14 protein-coding genes are annotated in these 17,162 nt (G+C 61.5%); 9 read left to right on the top strand and 5 right to left on the bottom strand.

The window, feature by feature from the left end; all coding sequences use genetic code 11:
* Positions 1-20: 20 nt before the first annotated feature.
* Together hemE and ACQ4WN_RS08540 are read left to right on the top strand one after the other, a co-directional pair.
* The gene (gene hemE, locus ACQ4WN_RS08535; RefSeq protein WP_436551139.1) at positions 21-1,106 is read left to right on the top strand and encodes a uroporphyrinogen decarboxylase; all 1,086 of its coding nucleotides are present in this window, start codon (positions 21-23) and stop codon (positions 1,104-1,106) included.
* 843 nt (positions 1,107-1,949) lie between these two features.
* On the top strand, positions 1,950-4,010 hold the full coding sequence (locus ACQ4WN_RS08540; RefSeq protein WP_436551140.1) for a primosomal protein N': 2,061 nt from the start codon (positions 1,950-1,952) through the stop codon (positions 4,008-4,010).
* Between the two features lies 1 nt (position 4,011).
* Here the strand turns inward: ACQ4WN_RS08540 and ACQ4WN_RS08545 are convergent, their stop codons facing one another.
* Positions 4,012-4,902 carry an ArgP/LysG family DNA-binding transcriptional regulator gene (locus tag ACQ4WN_RS08545; protein WP_436551141.1) on the bottom strand — a complete coding sequence of 297 codons (891 nt, stop codon included), beginning with the start codon at positions 4,900-4,902 and terminating at the stop codon, positions 4,012-4,014.
* Between the two features lie 131 nt (positions 4,903-5,033).
* Between ACQ4WN_RS08545 and ACQ4WN_RS08550 the strand changes: the two genes are divergently transcribed.
* Both ACQ4WN_RS08550 and ACQ4WN_RS08555 read left to right on the top strand, forming a co-directional pair.
* Positions 5,034-6,482, top strand: a complete 1,449-nt coding sequence (locus ACQ4WN_RS08550) for a dihydrolipoyl dehydrogenase (RefSeq protein ID WP_436551142.1) — start codon at positions 5,034-5,036, stop codon at positions 6,480-6,482.
* 163 nt (positions 6,483-6,645) lie between these two features.
* Positions 6,646-7,767, top strand: a complete 1,122-nt coding sequence (locus ACQ4WN_RS08555) for an HD-GYP domain-containing protein (protein WP_436551143.1) — start codon at positions 6,646-6,648, stop codon at positions 7,765-7,767.
* Here the strand turns inward: ACQ4WN_RS08555 and ACQ4WN_RS08560 are convergent.
* A complete protein-coding gene (locus tag ACQ4WN_RS08560) occupies positions 7,764-8,249 on the bottom strand; it encodes an SRPBCC family protein (RefSeq protein WP_436551144.1) in 486 nt (161 codons plus the stop codon). The genes ACQ4WN_RS08555 and ACQ4WN_RS08560 overlap by 4 nt on opposite strands.
* A 209-nt stretch (positions 8,250-8,458) precedes the next feature.
* On the opposite strand from ACQ4WN_RS08560, the gene ACQ4WN_RS08565 reads away from it, so the two are divergent.
* Positions 8,459-10,519: a UvrD-helicase domain-containing protein gene (locus tag ACQ4WN_RS08565; RefSeq protein WP_436551145.1), complete on the top strand. Its 2,061-nt coding sequence runs from the start codon at positions 8,459-8,461 to the stop codon at positions 10,517-10,519.
* Between the two features lie 11 nt (positions 10,520-10,530).
* Here the strand turns inward: ACQ4WN_RS08565 and ACQ4WN_RS08570 are convergent, their stop codons facing one another.
* Entirely contained in the window at positions 10,531-10,887 is a 357-nt protein-coding gene (locus tag ACQ4WN_RS08570) for an addiction module antidote protein (protein ID WP_436551146.1), read from the bottom strand.
* Positions 10,884-11,270 carry a type II toxin-antitoxin system RelE/ParE family toxin gene (locus tag ACQ4WN_RS08575; protein ID WP_436551147.1) on the bottom strand — a complete coding sequence of 129 codons (387 nt, stop codon included), beginning with the start codon at positions 11,268-11,270 and terminating at the stop codon, positions 10,884-10,886. Before ACQ4WN_RS08575 ends, ACQ4WN_RS08570 begins: the two co-directional genes overlap by 4 nt.
* Positions 11,271-11,430: 160 nt before the next feature.
* Here ACQ4WN_RS08575 and ACQ4WN_RS08580 point away from each other — a divergent pair, with 160 nt between their 5' ends.
* A complete protein-coding gene (locus ACQ4WN_RS08580; RefSeq protein ID WP_436551148.1) occupies positions 11,431-11,649 on the top strand; it encodes a SlyX family protein in 219 nt (72 codons plus the stop codon).
* Between the two features lie 28 nt (positions 11,650-11,677).
* On the opposite strand, the gene ACQ4WN_RS08585 is transcribed toward ACQ4WN_RS08580, so the two are convergent.
* Positions 11,678-12,046 carry a DUF6404 family protein gene (locus tag ACQ4WN_RS08585; protein ID WP_436551149.1) on the bottom strand — a complete coding sequence of 123 codons (369 nt, stop codon included), beginning with the start codon at positions 12,044-12,046 and terminating at the stop codon, positions 11,678-11,680.
* Positions 12,047-12,316: 270 nt separating this feature from the next.
* On the opposite strand from ACQ4WN_RS08585, the gene ACQ4WN_RS08590 reads away from it, so the two are divergent.
* The 3 genes from ACQ4WN_RS08590 (at position 12,317) to ACQ4WN_RS08600 (ending at position 17,150) form a co-directional block, all read left to right on the top strand.
* Positions 12,317-14,461 (top strand): M3 family metallopeptidase, encoded by a 2,145-nt coding sequence (locus tag ACQ4WN_RS08590; RefSeq protein ID WP_436551240.1) that lies wholly within the window; start codon positions 12,317-12,319, stop codon positions 14,459-14,461.
* 225 nt (positions 14,462-14,686) lie between these two features.
* Positions 14,687-16,828 (top strand): M3 family metallopeptidase, encoded by a 2,142-nt coding sequence (locus ACQ4WN_RS08595; protein ID WP_436551150.1) that lies wholly within the window; start codon positions 14,687-14,689, stop codon positions 16,826-16,828.
* Positions 16,829-16,937: 109 nt separating this feature from the next.
* Entirely contained in the window at positions 16,938-17,150 is a 213-nt protein-coding gene (locus tag ACQ4WN_RS08600; protein WP_436551151.1) for a VF530 family protein, read from the top strand.
* Positions 17,151-17,162: the final 12 nt, after the last annotated feature.

Here is a 17,162-nt window from a genome sequence, read left to right on the forward strand (position 1 = left end):
TCCAAGCTCGATTGCCTGCCATGCCACAATTTGCTCCGCTCCAGAATGATACTTTCCTGCGCGCCCTGTTGCGCCAGCCGACCGAGCACACCCCAGTCTGGCTGATGCGCCAGGCGGGCCGCTACCTGCCCGAATACCGCGCCACGCGCGAGCGGGCCGGCTCCTTCCTGGGCCTGGCAAAGAATCCCGATTACGCGACGGAAGTGACCTTGCAGCCCCTGGAGCGCTTCCCGCTCGACGCGGCGATTTTGTTTTCCGACATCCTGACGGTGCCTGACGCCATGGGTCTGGGCCTGTATTTCGCCGATGGCGAAGGGCCGAAGTTCGAGCGTCCGTTGCGCACGGAGCAGGACGTGAAAGCCTTGCAAGTGCCGGACCTGGAATCGCTTGACTACGTTTTCAAGGCCGTCACGCAAATCCGCACAGAACTCAATGGCCGCGTGCCGCTGATCGGTTTTTCCGGCAGCCCGTGGACGCTGGCGTGCTACATGGTGGAAGGCGGCGGCTCGAAAGAGTTCCATACCATCAAGAAGATGCTGTACAGCCGCCCGGACCTGATGCACCACATCCTGGCCATCAACGCCACCTCCGTGGCGCAGTACCTGAATGCGCAAATCGATGCCGGCGCGCAAGCCGTGATGTTTTTCGATTCCTGGGGCGGTGCGCTGGCCGATGGCGCCTACCAGGAATTTTCGCTGGCCTACATGCAACAAGTGGTGGCGCAATTGAAACGCGACAAGGATGGCGTCAAGATTCCCGCCATCGTGTTTACCAAGGGCGGCGGCCAGTGGATCGAGCAGATCGCCGACATCGGCGCCGATGCCGTGGGCCTGGACTGGACCGTTAACCTGACGCGCGCGCGCCAGATGGTGGGACATAAAGTGGGCTTGCAGGGCAATCTCGACCCCGCCATCCTGTTCGCCAGCCCGGAGCAGATCCGCGCCGAAGTAGCCAAGGTCTTGAATGCCTTCGGCGCGCCGTCGGCAGGCACGGGCCACGTGTTCAACCTGGGCCATGGCATTTCCCAGTTCACGCCGCCGGAGTCGGTGGCTGCTATGGTGGAAGCAGTGCACAGCATGAGCCGCGCCATGCGCAGCGGCCAGTAAGTATTCGCTTCCCCCTGGTTCAGGGGCAAGAAAAGGCAGGCTTTCCGGCGGAAGCCTGCCTTTTTCTTTGCTGCGCCTTAGCAAGAAATACCGACTTATGCACAATTTTTTTTGCTGCGGAAATAAGAGGCAGTGTAAAAGCCATGCCCGGGGGGACTCTGCAAGTGCTTGATTATTAAGGGGTAAAAAATCCATTGACTGGCGAACTTTGTTGCTATTGATAAGGTTGTTCTTTCGTTCGCTTGCCTTATTCCTTCATTGTCCACAAAGTTATCAACAGATTCTGTGGATAAAATTGAAAAGTATTTTGTTAACCGATACTTAGCGCCGATGTTCAGGTTTCAGCTGAAGTGCATGTTGCAGTGCATGATAATTTCACAATGTTTCGTCGTCCGTCAGGTAAAAACGAACGCTTGCCCGGCAATTGTCAATTTTGCCGCGTGCCGCCCGCGTTTTTCCCGCTCGGACGCCTCAAAATGGCGCTGATTTCTGTATAAATAAATTACAAATGGTTCAGTTATGCACAGCGGCGAAAATGTCCCACGGATTTATCACCTCCCGGGCATCAATTTTTAAGTCATTGATTTTAAATAGTTAATTTTTCTTGCGTGCCCCTCTTGACGGCGATCAAAATTTTCTATCCACATTTTTCTGAAAGTTAATTTTGCTTTGTCCACAAAGTTATCCACAGAATTTTTTTCAGGCAGCATGCCACGCGGTGGCGTCCGCCGTTAGGCGTTTGATGGATGAAACAAGTATCATGGCCCGCTGGCTTGATGCCTGACATCCCGCCGCACCATTGACCTTGCTGCGCGCTTTTTTATTGAGATAGGCCAACTCCCCATGTCGCAGTGCATTTTGACGTCGTGCATCCTGAAAATCGCGCTCGACACGCCCTTGAACGCCCTGTTCGACTACCGCTGGCACGCGGCGTCGGCTGATGTGGACGCTGCCGCTGCCGTGCCTCTGCCGCAAGTGGGACAGCTGGCGCTGGTGCCGTTCGGCCGGCGCGAAGTGATGGGGCTGATCGTCGGCGTGTCCGACAGCACCGACGTGCCCGCCGCGAAATTGAAGGACGTGCTGGCCGTGCGCAGCCAACTGGCGCCGTTGTCGGAACAGTGGCTGGCGCTGGCCGCCTTTGCCGCCGATTACTACCAGCGTCCGCTGGGCGAGGTGGCGCTGCCGGGCTTGCCGAAGAATTTGCGCGTGCTGACCACCGTGGCGCTGGACCGCGCCATCAAGAAGCTGGCCAAGCTGGCCAATGCCCACGATGGCACGCCGCTCAACATGCCGGCGCTGAATGCCGCCCAGCAAGAGGCGGCCGACGCCATCGGGGGCGCCCAGGGTTTCAAGCCCACCCTGCTGTACGGCGTGACGGGCAGCGGCAAGACGGAAGTGTATCTGCAAGCCTGCGCCCAGGTGCTGGCGCGCGACGAGGCGGCGCAAATCCTGATCCTGGTGCCGGAAATCAATTTGACGCCCCAGCTGGAAGGCAATATCCGCGCGCGCTTTCCCGGCGTCATGCTGGCGACCCTGCACAGCAGCCTGTCCGAAGGCGAGCGCATGCTGCACTGGCTGGCCGCCCACCAGGGCCAGGCGCGCATCATCCTTGGCACGCGGCTGGCCATCCTGGCATCCTTGCCCAAGCTCAAGCTGATCGTCATCGACGAGGAGCACGATCCTTCCTACAAGCAGCAGGAAGGCTTGCGCTATTCGGCGCGCGACCTGGCCGTGTGGCGCGCCTGGCAATTGCAGATACCCATCGTGCTGGGTTCGGCCACGCCCTCGCTGGAAAGCTGGCACCACGCGCAGACGGGGCGCTACCGCAAGCTGGAGTTGCGCGAACGGGCCGTCAAGAACGCAGTGTTGCCACGCGTCAAGATACTCGACATGGAGCGTGACCGGCCGAATGATGGCCTGACGTCGCATCTGGTCGCTGCCTTGAAACTGCGCATGGAGCGTGGCGAGCAGTCGCTGCTGTTCTTGAACCGGCGCGGCTATTCTCCCGTCATCTGCTGCGAATCGTGCGGCTGGATCAGCAATTGCACGCGCTGCACCTCGTTCATGGTGCTGCACAAGCCGGAACACCGCTTGCGCTGCCACCATTGCAGCCTGGAACTGCGCATTCCCCGTCATTGTCCCACCTGCGGCAACGTCGATTTGCAACCGCTGGGACGCGGCACGCAGCGGGTGGAAGAGGGCTTGCAGCAATTGTTTCCTGAGGCGCGCATTTTGCGCATCGATGCCGATTCCACGCGCAAGAAGGGTAGCGCACAGGAAGCGTTCGACACCGTGCACCGGGGCGAAGTGGATATTCTGATCGGCACGCAGATGGTGGCCAAGGGTCACGATTTCAAAAAGCTGACCCTGGTGGGCATTTTGAATCCGGACACGGCCCTGTTTTCGCAGGATTATCGGGCCAGCGAGCGGCTGTTTGCCCAGCTGATGCAGGTGGCGGGCCGGGCCGGGCGGGCCGCGCAGACGGAAGGCGGCAGCGTTTCCGAAGTGCTGATCCAGACGCGCTATGCACGCCATCCGCTGTACGACGCCGTCGTCAACCACGATTACGACCATTTCGCCACCACCTTGCTCGAAGAGCGGGCGCAGGCGGCGCTGCCGCCGTATCTGTTCCAGGCCCTGCTGCGCGCCGAGGCGCCCGAGCTGGCCACGGCCATCGAATTCCTGCAGGCGGCCAAGGAGTGCATGGCGCACCCGCAGGTGACCATCAATGACCCGATTCCCATGAGCATGACGCGCGTGTACAACGTGGACCGCGCCCAGTTGCTGCTGGAATCGCCCTCGCGGCCCGCGCTGCAGGCGTTTTTAAAAGAATGGCTGACTGAGTTGCGCGCCATGAAGTCGCGCGTGAAATGGTCGCTGGAAGTGGACCCGCTGGATATTTAAATCAAGTCAGGTAGTCGCGCGCCGATTTGACGATCTGCTCGGACAGCAGCTTGGTAAACGGCGTGTCCAGGGTCCAGGCATGCCAGCTCAGCGGTACGTCCAGGGTGCTGCCCGGCATCAGATCGACCAGTCTGTCCGTCGCCAGCGCCTGCGCGGCCAGGCGCTGCGGCATCAGGCCGTAGGCCAGGCCATCCTGGACGCAGGCGCGGCGCGCCGCTTCCACGGGCAGGGTGTGGTGTGGAAACGCTTCGCGCAGATTGAGCTGTTCAGCGAGGAAACGCGCCAGCAAGCCGTGCTGGCCCACTACGGCCGGCGCCAGTTGCACCGCCTCGTCACTGAAACCATCGCCGAACCAGTGCCCTGCAAACACGGGCGTGGCCACGCAGACATAGCGCAAGGTGCCCAGCGGCGTGACGCTGGTGGCCGCCGCCGCATCCAGCGCTGTGCCGGACTCGGCCGCCACGCAGCCAAACACGGAGCCGTCGCGCACCATTTGCAAGGCGCTGTCGCTGTCGGCCAGGCGCACGTCGAGCTGGCAGCGCGGCGGCGCCAGCAGGGCGGACAAGGTATCGGGGAACCAGGTGGCCAGGCTGTCGGCATCGATGGCGATGGCGATTTCCGGCATGCTGACGCTGTTGCCCAGGTCGATGTCGAGCGAGGCTTCCATCAGCTTGACGTTGCGGTGATGCACGATCAGGCGCTGGCCCAGGCCCGTCGGCACGGCCGGCTGGCCACGGATGATCAGCAAGCGCCCGCTGGCGTCTTCCAGCGCCTTGATGCGCTGCGAGACGGCCGACTGGGTGATGCCCAGCGCCAGGGCGGCCTTGTCGAAACTGCCATGGCTGGCGACGGCGTCCAGCACGGCCAGCGCGCGATAATCGAGTGATCCCATTAGCTCAGCTTATAAGTTTTGAAAATGATTAGTTATACTAATACATATATTGCTGCAAAGTAAAACCTTATTTTCGCCAAACGAGTAGTATCGAACGCCATGAACAATCTGAAACAGGGATGACTGGCACGATGAAAACACTACGAGTGGATGTGGCCGTGATCGGCAGCGGTACGGCCGGCATGACGGCGCACAGGGCGGCGCGCATGGAAGGCAAGCGCGTGCTGATGATCGAAAGCGGGCCGTACGGCACGACATGCGCGCGCGTGGGTTGCATGCCCAGCAAACTCTTGATTGCGGCCGCCGAGGCGGCTCATGCGGTGGCGAGCGCGCCCGGCTTCGGCGTGCATCCGGGTCCCATGCGCATCGACGGCCGGCAAGTGATGAGCCGGGTGCGCAGCGAGCGTGACCGCTTTGTCGGCTTCGTACTCGACGGCGTCAACGCCATCCCCGATGAGGAAAAACTGCGCGGCCACGCGCGTTTCATCGGCCCCGGCAAATTGCAGGTGGATGAGCACACCATCGTCGAGGCTGGCAGCGTGGTGATCGCCACCGGTTCCACGCCCATCGTGCCGCCCGAGTGGCAGGCGGCGGGCGAGCGCGTCATCACCAGCGACGCCGTGTTCGAGTGGACGGACTTGCCAAGCTCCGTGGCCGTGGTCGGCAGCGGCGTGATCGGCCTGGAGCTGGGCCAGGCGCTGGCCCGCCTGGGCGTGCGCGTGACCCTGTTTGCGCGTGGCAATAAAGTCGCGCAGCTGACGGACCCGCTGGTGCTGAAAGAGGCCGGCGCCGTGCTGGCGCGCGAACTCGACATCCGCTTCCAGACCAGCGTGGCGCATGTGGCGAAAAGCCCGGATGGCAGCGGCATCGCGCTGACCAGCCGCGACGGTGCGGGCCAGGAAAAAACCGAGCAGTTCGAGTATCTGCTGGCCGCCATCGGCCGCGCACCGAACGTGGATCACATCGGCCTGGAAACGGCGCAAATCGAACTCGACCGCCACGGCATCCCCCTGCATGACCCGCACACCATGCAGTGTGGCAAGAGCGCCATCTTCATCGCCGGGGATGCCGACAATGCATTACCGCTGCTGCCCGAGGCAGCCGACGAGGGCCGTATCGCAGGTGACAATGCGGCGCGCTTTCCTGACGTCACACCGGGCTTGCGCCGCACGCCCCTGACCATCGCCTTCACGGAACCGCAGATCGCCACCCTGGGCGCTACCTACCAGCAACTGTGCGTGAGCCATGCGGGCCGCTTTGCCGTCGGTGCCGTGTCGTTCGGCAACCAGGGCCGCAGCCGCGTGATGCTGCAAAACCAGGGCTTGCTGCGCGTGTATGCGGAATTTGGCAGCAAGCGCTTTCTCGGCGCCGAGCTGATCGGCCCACGGGCGGAACACCTGGGCCACTTGCTGGCCTGGGCGTGCCAGGCCCAGCTGACGGTGCCCGCCATGCTCGACATGCCGTTTTACCACCCCGTCATCGAGGAAGGCGTGCGCACGGCCTTGCGCGAGCTGGCGCTGCACCTGGAAAAAGACCCGGAACACGCGCCCGGCTGCGCCGATTGCTCGCCTGGCGTCTGATGCAATTTTTGTATTTAAACAATTTTGTAGACAAGCGCACATGATTGCGCGATCATCGATGCCACATTGAAATATTGATTAAAAGCAAAAAATATTTCAAATGGTTCATGCCCACGACCACCCGATGGTAAAAAGGGTGGCGGCTAGCGATGACGGAGACGATGTGAAAATTCGGCGCATTTACGCGGGAGAACTCGCCCTGGGCGTAGCCCTGCCCTGGGACGTGCACGGCGAGACGGGCGGCTTGCTTGCCAGGCTGGGCCATGTCATCAGCAGCGAGAACCAGATTGAATTGCTGCTGGCGCGCGGCGTCATCGCCGATACCAGTGCCGACCTGCCGCGCACGGCCACGGAAGCGCCTTCGGCCCTGCGCATGCTGAACCTCGTCACGGCAGGACTGGCCCTCGTCTTGCCGGCCATTGCCGCCAGGCAGGCGGGCAGCCACGCATCCCTCGCGCCGCTGGCGCAACTGGTGGAAGAGGCGGTGGCACTGGACGCCGACGTGGCGCTGGCCTGCATCCTGCACAACCAGGGCGCGGGCAACTTTGCCGTGCGCCACAGCGTCGACACGGCCGTCATCACGGCCCTGCTGGCGCGCGCCCTGAAGCTCGATGATGGCGTCGTGCGCAGCGTGGTGCTGGCCGCGCTGAGCATGAATGTGGGCATGCTGGAACGCCATGCGGATTTCCAGCACAAGGCGGGGCCGCTGGACGCAGATGAGCGCGCCTATTTGCGCGCCCATCCGCAAGCGGGCGTCGACTTGCTGCGCGCGGCCGGCGTCACGGACGCCGTCTGGCTGCAAGCCGTGTTGCAGCACCATGAAAATATCGATGGCAGCGGCTATCCGCTGGGCACGCAAGGCGAGGCGATCGGCATCGGCGCGCGCCTGATCATGCTGGCCGACCGCTATTGCGCGCGCGTGTCGAAGCGCAGCTATCGCCAGCCCATGCTGCCGAACGTGGCCCTGCGCGAAATGCTGATGGCCGACAAGGCCACCCTGGATGCGCCGCTGGCTTCCTTGCTGGTGCGCGAACTGGGCATCTACCCGGTCGGCACCTTCGTCAAACTGTTGAATGGAGAAATCGGCGTCGTCACGCGCAAGGGCTTGAACGCCACCACGCCCCACGTGCAGTCGCTGATCGGCCCGCGTGGCGCGCGCCTGGACGTGCCGCTGCGCCGTGATACGCGCGTGGACTTGCACGCCATCCGCGAAGTGCTCAGCGCGGAGCAGGCGGGTCTGCAGTTTCGCCCTGACCAGTTGTGGGGCCGCAGCGCGCGCGTTTAATTCAGCAAGCCGGCATCCAGCCGTCCTTCGAGCGCCAGTTCGCGCATGATGCGCACCGTGTCGATGTCGGATTCCTTGTAGGCGGAACGGCGGAAGTCGTCGTACAAGGCGTTGGCCGCATCGGTGGCCGCGTCGTGGCCGTCGTCGTACTGGAAGCGCACCCACAGGCTGGCCTCGTCGGGCATTTCGATGGTCATCACCAGCGAGGACGCGCTGATATCCTGTTGCGCCGGCACTTCGTAGCGTACCTGCAGGTGCGGCACCAGCACCACCGTGTCGTTGATGACCAGCTCGCCATAGCGCAGGCTGCGCGCGAAACCGGCATCGCTGCGCTCGCTGATCTGGCACTCGTCGAGGTGCGGCACGAACAGCCTGGGCGACTCGGCGCGCAAGACCAGGCCGCGCCAGACTTGTTCCAGGCTCAGGGTGTCGATCAGCGGGTTCAGCGGATCGTTGATTTCAATCAGGTGTTCAAATTTCATGGGACTGTCATTCGGTAAGTGGGCGCGCACGGGCGATACAGGCGGAATGGTACTCCAGCGCTGGCATCGCCGCACGCATTGCATGGGTCAAGATGGCGGCAATTGGCGAGATATCAATGCCATTGCCTGTTTTTCACGCAGATCCTGCCGTGCAAATGGCGGGCGCGACGCTGTTACAATGGGCTGCTGTTCCCTGCGGAAGTACCCTGATGTCCAAAGCACCACAGTTCGGTCTGAATGCGCCCCAAAGCGAAGCGGTCACCTACCTCGACGGCCCCTGCCTGGTGCTGGCCGGCGCCGGTTCGGGCAAGACGCGCGTGATCACGCAAAAGATCGCCCACTTGATCGAAGACCGGGGCTATGACCCGCGCACCATCGCCGCGCTGACCTTCACCAACAAGGCGGCGCTGGAAATGCAGGAACGCATCGCCAAGCTGCTCAAGCAGCCACGCCAGGCCAAGCAGCTGACGGTGTCGACCTTCCATTCGCTGGGTGTGAAAATCCTGCGCCAGGAAGCCAATGGCGTGGGCTTGAAGGACCGCTTTTCCATCATGGATAGCGATGATTGTTTTTCTCTGGTGCAAGACCTTGCCATTACCACCGATAAACAGGTGATCCGCGGCATCCAGAGCGCCATGTCGCTGTGGAAAAACGGCTTGATCGACCCCGATATGGCGCTGGCGCAAGCCAAGGACGAGGACGAGGCGAACGCGGCGCGCATCTACCGCAGCTACGTGGCAACGCTTTCCGCCTACCAGGCCGTCGATTTCGACGATCTGATCCGCTTACCCGTGGAACTGTTCCGCAACAACGGCCCCGTGCGCGACAAATGGCAGCGCCGTTTGCGCTATCTGCTCGTCGACGAATACCAGGATACGAACACCTGCCAGTACGAACTGGTGAAACTGATGGTGACGGGCATCGGCAAGAAGCCGATGTTTACGGCCGTGGGCGACGACGACCAGGCGATTTATGCCTGGCGCGGCGCCACGGTGGAAAATCTGAAGACACTGGAAACGGATTTCCCCGATTTGCGGGTGATCAAGCTTGAGCAGAATTACCGCTCCACCATGCGCGTGCTCAATGCGGCCAATGCCGTCATCGGTAACAACCCGAAACTGTTTGAAAAGTCGCTGTGGTCCGAACACGGCCTGGGCGAGCCGATCAAGGTGCTGGGCATGCAGACGGACGAGCAGGAGGCGGAGCAAGTGGCCATCATGATTTCGGCCGACCATTTCGAGCGCAAGAACAAATTTTCCGATTACGCGATTTTGTACCGGGGCAACCACCAGGCGCGCATCATCGAGCAATGCTTGCGCAAGGAACGCATTCCGTACACGATTTCGGGAGGCCAGAGCTTCTTCGACAAGGCTGAAATCAAGGACATCATCAGTTATCTGCGTTTGCTGGCCAACGAAGACGACGACCCGGCCTTCATCCGCGCCGTGACGACGCCGCGCCGTGGCGTGGGCCAGTCGACGCTGGAAGTGCTGGGCGCGTTCTCGGGGCAGTGGCAGTGCTCGCTGTTCCAGGCCGTCTTCAAGGGCGGCATCGAGGCCAAGCTGACGGACCGCCAGCTGGGTCCGCTGCGCGACTTCTGCAACTTCATCAACGACCTCGAATCGCGCGCCAGCCGCCCCGGTGCGGCCGGCAGCGGCGACAACGCGGCCGAAGTGCTGGATGACATGATGAAGGAAATCCACTACGAGTCATATCTGTACGACGCCTTCGAGGAGCGGCAAGCGCAAAGCAAGTGGCAGAACGTGCTGGAATTCGTCAACTGGCTGAAGGAACGGGGCCGGGGCGGCAAGGACCGCGACGGCGAAGAAAAGAACGTGCTGGAACTGACGCAGATGGTGGCCCTGATGACCATGCTCGAAGGCAAGGATGAAGAGCAGGACGCCGTGCGCATGTCCACGCTGCACGCCTCGAAAGGGCTGGAGTTTCCGCACGTGTTTCTGGTGGGCGTGGAAGAGGGGATTTTGCCGCACAAGGGCGACCCTGACGCGCCAGCCGAAACCATCGCCGCGCGCATCCAGGAAGAGCGCCGGCTGATGTATGTGGGCATCACGCGCGCCCAGCGCACCTTGCACGTCACCTGGTGCAAGAAACGCAAGCGGGCCGGTGAGCAAGTCCATTGCGACCCGTCGCGCTTCATCAAGGAAATGCAGCTTGACGTGGGCGACGCCGTGCCGACGGAGTCGGAAATCATTTCGCCGAAAGAACGTCTGGCGCGCATGAAGGCGCTCTTGGCCACACCGAAAGTTTAATTAAAGGACGTTCACGCTTCCACGGCGCCGTCCGGCGTGGTTTTTGGCACGATGGCCAGTTGCATGTCCAGCGCATCGAGCATCTTTAAAATGGTTTCAAAGCGTGGCTTGCTGCCTTCGCGCAAGGCTTTATACGCGCCTTCGCGCGTGATGTCGGCCCTGGCCGCCACCTTGCCCATGCCATAGGCGCGCACCACGTCATTCATGGCCGACTGGAACAGTTCCGCGTTGCCGGTGGCGACGATTTCGCTCATGTAGGCGGCCACGGCGGCCTTGCTGGTCAGGTGTTGCGTCGGGTCAAATTTGCTCAGGCCTAATGCTTCCAGGTCGTCGAGATCGAAGGTGTCGCTATGGATGTCTTGGTTCATTTCTTTCGTGCTCCTGTCGATGGGACTGCCGCCGCTTTCCGCATGGCTGCCTGCCGGGCTTTCAAGTCCCTGAGGATCGCTTGCGCCTGCCTGATGTCGCGTTGCTGGCTCGATTTGTTTCCACCCAGCAGCAACAAGATCAGGCTGCCCAGATTGGTCTCGTGAAAATACACGCGCCAGCCGGGCCCCGTCTGCAAGAAGCGCAGCTCGCACACACCTTCACCCACTGGCCGCCAGTCGCCCTTTTTTCCATGTTGCAAATGCTTGATGCGCGCATCGATGGTGGCAGCCGCCACATCGTGCAGGCCATCTTCCCAGCGGCGGTATTCGGCCGTCTTGCGCGTGTCGATGAGTAGTGGTTCAGGTGACGCTGGTGTGTCCATTGTAATCGTTTGTTCTCACTCGTCAAGCCATTTGATTCAGCCATGCGGAGAGAATAGGCAGAAATCGGCTCCGCTTCGGAAAGAATGCCGCTTGTTTGTGCTGGCTCACGCCGCTGCGGCGGTAGAATGCCGCTTTCAGTCAGGAATCACCGAGAACACCATGGACAATGCAGAACAGATGGGATTACGTTTCGTCGATATCGAAATCAAGCTGGCGCAGCAGGAAGACCTGGTCGAGTCGCTGAACCAGATGGTGTACCAGCAGGGCAAGCGCATCGACCAGCTCGAAGCGATGCTGCACAAGCTGGGCGAACACGTGCGCGACGGGGCGCAGCAGGCGAACGGCGGGCTGATCAACGAACGTCCGCCGCACTATTGAGACAATGGCCTTGCCTGCCGTTGCTGCCTTATTGAGCGTCCAGCGCGGTCCATGCCGGCAACTGGTGCTTGCGCCGGTCACGCGCATAGAAGCTGGCCATGGCGAGACCAAACAGGCTGCCTGCCGCGCAGGCCGCCACCAGCGCCGCCAGGGGCGATAAGGGGGTGGCGGGATCGGACCGCGACCAGAAAAAAATCCACATGACCACGCCCCAGCATGTGCCGAACCAGAGCCCCATGCCGAGCGCGGCACGCAGGAAGGACTGGAAATGCGGCGGCGGTACTTGCACGCCGGCCTTCCACAACAGGCGTATCAGCGGCGGCGCATAGTGGCTGCTGGCCATGCCCGTGCTGCTCAACAGTTCCAGGGCGCGTGCCTTGCGGTGTTCAAAGCTCATGGATTCTCCGTCTATTGTTGCCGAATGGATACTATATGCCATACAGGTCAGCTGAGCATTGATATTTTTCATTGGTCCGGTCACGGGCGCTGCCGTACTGGCGTGCATGTCGGGAGTATCAGGCATGAAAACCTTTCATGTATGGGCGTATCGCTACCTTCGGTAGTTGCTGGTGACGCAAGTGTGTCAGGCTGTTATTATTTCAGGCTGGCCCGCGACACAATCGCGGCTCTCTTGCGTTTCTTGAAAGAAGACATGACCCGTCCAACAATGCTCGTCATCGCCGCCAGCCTGATGCTGGCGCCAGCCGCTTTTGCCGCCACCGCCACCACTGCGCCAACCACCGCCGTTACCGCGGCGGCGGCACTGCCCGCTTCGAACCCGTTTGCGCAGGCCAGCAGCCTGCCATTTCAGTATCCACCGTTCGACAAGGTGCAGGACGCCGACTACGCGCCCGCCTTTACGGCAGGCATGGCCGCCAACCTGGCGGAAATCAACGCAATTGCGAATAACAAGAAGCCGGCTACGTTCGACAACACCATCGTCGCCATGGAGCGATCGGGCCAGTTGCTGGGCCGCGTGCGCACCGTGTTTTCCGTGATGTCCGGCTCCAACACGAATGAGACGATCCAGGGCCTGGAACGCGAGCTGGCACCGAAGATGGCGGCCCACAGCGACGCGATCATGCTCAACGACAAATTGTTCAAGCGCATCGATACCCTGTACGCCAAGCGCGACAAGCTGGGCCTCGATGCCGAATCGAAACGCCTGCTGGAACGCTATCACACGGACTTCGTGCGCGCGGGCGCCAAGCTGTCGGCGGCGGACAAGGAAAAGCTGCGCGCTTACAATGGCCAGCTGGCGGCCCTGTCGACCAAGTTCGCACAAAATGTGCTGAAGGAATTGAACGCTTCGGCTGTCGTCGTCGACACGCGCGAAGAACTGGACGGCCTGTCGCCGGCCGCCATCGAAGTGGCTGCCGGCCTGGCCAAGAAGCGCGGCCTGGACGGCAAGTACGTAATCGCTCTCGTCAACACGACGGGCCAGGCGCCGCTGTCGCTGCTGACCAACCGCGCCGTGCGCGAACGCATCATGGCCGCCTCGCAAGCGCGCGGCAGCCGTGGCGGCGAGTTCGACAATACCGCCGAAGTGCTGGAACTGGCGAAACTGCGCGCCGAACGTGCCGCGCTGATGGGCTACCCGAACTATGCAGCCTACTCGCTGGAAGACCAGACGGCGCACGACACCACCGCCGTGAATGCGCTGCTGGGCGAGCTGGCCAAGCCGGCCGTCGTCAATGCACGCCGTGAAGCGGACGATATCCAGAAGGTCATCGATGCAGGCAAAGGCGGCTTCAAGGTGGGCGCCGCCGACTGGGCCTTCTATAGCGACAAGGTCCGCGCCGAGCGCTACAACTTCGATGAGACACAGTTGAAACCGTACTTTGAAATGCACAGCGTGCTGACCAAGGGCGTGTTCTTTGCTGCGGGAAAATTGTACGGCCTCACCTTCAAGCAGCGCACCGACTTGCCCGTCTACACGGCCGACATGCTGGTGTACGACGTCTTCAATGAAGACGGCACGCAGCTGGCCATCTTCACGCTGGACCCATACGCACGCAGCAACAAGCGCGGCGGTGCCTGGGCGAATGCCTATGTGGGCCAGTCGAGCTTGCTGAACCGCAAGCCGGTGATTGCGAATAACCTCAACATTCCAAAGCCGGAAGCGGGCCAGCCGACCCTGATGACGTTTGACGAAGTCAACACCATGTTCCACGAATTCGGCCATGCGCTGCACGGCATGTTCTCGAACGTGAAATACCCGCGCTTCGCCGGCACCAGCGTACCGCGCGACTTTGTCGAATACCCGTCGCAAGTCAATGAAATGTGGGCGCTGTGGCCGGAAGTGCTGCAAAACTACGCGAAGCACTACCAGACGGGCGCGGCCATTCCGGCCGAACTGCTGGCGAAAGTGACGGCGGCCGACAATTTCAACCAGGGTTACAAAACCACGGAATACCTGGCATCGGCCCTGCTGGACCAGCGCTGGCACCAGCTGACCCCGGCCCAGATCCCCACCGACGTGCTGGCGTTTGAGAAAGCCGCCTTGACGGAAGCGGGCGTCGATTTCGCCCCGGCGCCGCCGCGCTACCGCACCACGTATTTCTCGCACGCGTTCGCGGGCGGCTATTCGGCCGGCTACTACGCGTATTTGTGGTCGGAAAAGCTCGATGCCGACACGGTCGAGTGGTTCAAGGAAAACGGCGGCCTGACGCGCAAGAACGGCGACTGGTTCCGTGCCAAGCTGCTGTCGCGCGGCGGCAGCGCCGATGCGCTCGACATCTACCGCAACTTCCGTGGCCGCGATGCGAAGATCGAGCCGCTGCTGGAACGCCGTGGTTTGAACGTCAAGTAAGTCGTGTGATTCCGGCGCCAAAGCCGGGTCAATGAAAAAGGCTGCCAAGCGATCGGCAGCCTTTTTTATTTGGCGATGTTGATTAAAAACCGTGGTAAACCGCGCATTTGGCGTGCAGCACCACAGGATCGCCCATGTTGGATGACGCCTGTGTGACAGGCTGCTATGATCTGCCACTGGCCCGCGACATGATCGCGGTTCTTCCCGCGCTTCCTGAAAGATGTCATGATCCGTCCACAACTGCTCGTCATCGCCGCCAGCGTCATGCTGGCCCACGCCGCTCCTTCCGCCCTGGCCGCCGCCGCACCCGCCGCCGCCATCAGCGCCCAGAATCCCCTGTTGAAAGTCAGCCCGCTGCCGTTCCAGATGCCGCAGTTCGGCCTGATCAAGGATGCTCACTATGCACCGGCGTTTGCCGAAGGCATGAAACGCCAGCTGGCCGAAGTCAATGCGATTGCCAGCAACCGCCAGGCGCCCACGTTTGAAAACACCATCGTGGCGCTCGAGCGCACGGGGCAGCTGCTGCACCGCGTGCAGAGCATCTTCAGCAACATGACCTCGACCAACACGAACAGCGTGATCGAAGCGGTGGAAGTGGATGTGTCGCCCAAACTGGCCGCGCATGGCGACGCGATCACCCTGAACCCGAAACTGTTTGCCCGCATCGATACCCTGTACGCCAAGCGCGACAAGCTGGGCCTCGATGCCGAATCCTTGCGCTTGCTGGAACGCTACCACACAGATTTCGTGCGCGCCGGTGCCAAGCTGTCCGATGCGGACAAGGAAAAATTAAAAGCCTACAACGCCGAGCAGGCGGGCCTGGAAACGGCTTTTGCGCAAAACGTGCTGAAGGAAACGAATGCCAAGAGCATCGTCGTCGACACGCGCGCCGAGCTGGCCGGCATGACGGAGAGCGATATCGATACGGCCGCCACGGCAGCCAAGGAGCGCGGCTTGACGGGCAAGTTCGTCATCGCCCTGGTCAACACCAGCGGCCAGCCGCCACTGGCCGTATTGACGCATCGCAAGACACGCCAGCGTTTGATGGATGCGTCGCTGAACCGGGGTAGCCAGGGCGGCGAGTTCGACAACCGCGCCATCGTGCTGAAGCTGGCCAAGCTGCGCGCCGAACGGGCCACCCTGCTCGGTTACGCCAACTATGCCGCGTATTCGCTGGAAGACCAGACGGCCAAGACCACCACGGCCGTCAACACCTTGCTGTCGGAACTGGCGAAACCGGCCGTCGCCAATGCGCGCCGCGAAGCGGCCGACTTGCAGCAAGTGGTCGATGCGGAAAAAGGCGGTTTCCAGGTAGCAGCGGCCGACTGGGCCATCTACACGGACAAGCTGCGCAAGCAACGTTTCAATTTCGATGAAAACGAGCTGAAACCGTATCTGGAACTCAACAGCGTACTGAATAACGGCGTGTTCTTTGCCGCCAATAAACTGTATGGCATCAGCTTCAAACAGCGTACTGATCTACCGGTGTACAACCCGGACGTGCGCGTCTACGACGTGCTCGATGCCAACGGCAAGCCGCTGGCCCTGTTCATCGCCGACTTCTATGCGCGCGGCAACAAGCACGGCGGTGCATGGATGAATGAATACGTGTCGCAATCGTCGTTGATGGGCACGCATCCTGTCGTCGCCAACCAATTGAATATTCCGAAGCCGCCCGCCGGTCAGCCGACCTTGCTGACGTTCGATGAAGTGACGACCATGTTCCACGAATTCGGCCATGCGCTGCACGGCATGTTTTCGAACGTGAAATACCCGCGCTTCGCCGGCACCAGCGTGCCGAGCGACTTCGTCGAGTATCCATCGCAAGTCAATGAAATGTGGGCCATCTGGCCGGAAGTGCTGCAAAACTATGCCAAGCATTACCAGAGCGGCGCGGCCATGCCGCAGGAATTGCTCGATAAAGTCACGGCGGCAAAGAAATTCAACCAGGGCTTCATGACGACGGAATACCTGTCGGCGGCCCTGCTGGACCAGCGCTGGCACCAGCTGGCGCCGAGCCAGATCCCGACCGACGTGCTGGCCTTTGAAGCGGCGTCCTTGAAGGATGCGGGCGTCGACTACGCGCCCGTGCCGCCGCGCTACCGCACCAGCTACTTCTCGCACAGCTTCTCGGGCGGCTATTCGGCAGCCTACTACGCCTACCTGTGGTCGGAAAAGCTGGACGCGGAATCGGTCAACTGGTTCAAGGAAAACGGCGGCCTGACGCGCAAGAATGGCGATTGGTTCCGCAGCAAATTGCTGTCGCGCGGCGGCAGCGTCGATGCGCTGCAACTGTTCCGCGACTTCCGTGGCCGCGACGCTACCGTGGCACCGCTGCTGGAACGGCGTGGCTTGAACGCCAAGTAAGTCGTCCTCATCTGAAGCTTGCGTTGCGTTGACATGGCGCACGCAAGCTTTCCGTGCCGGCGGCGTAGAATTGAGTAAGATGTAAATAAGAAGGCAGTTGAAAGAGTATATGAGTCAGCAAGATTTGAATGGCATTACCCTGGAAGGTATCGTGACGCGCCTGCACGCCCACTACGGTTGGGACGGCCTGGCCAGGCACATCGATATCAATTGCTTCATCAGCGATCCCAGCATCAAGTCGAGCCTGAAGTTTTTGCGCAAGACCCCGTGGGCCAGGAGCAAGGTGGAACAGCTGTACCTGGACACGCAATTTACTGACTGACAGGAAAAAGAT

The organism is Janthinobacterium pasteuri (assembly GCF_051380775.1).
GTDB lineage: Bacteria > Pseudomonadota > Gammaproteobacteria > Burkholderiales > Burkholderiaceae_D > Janthinobacterium.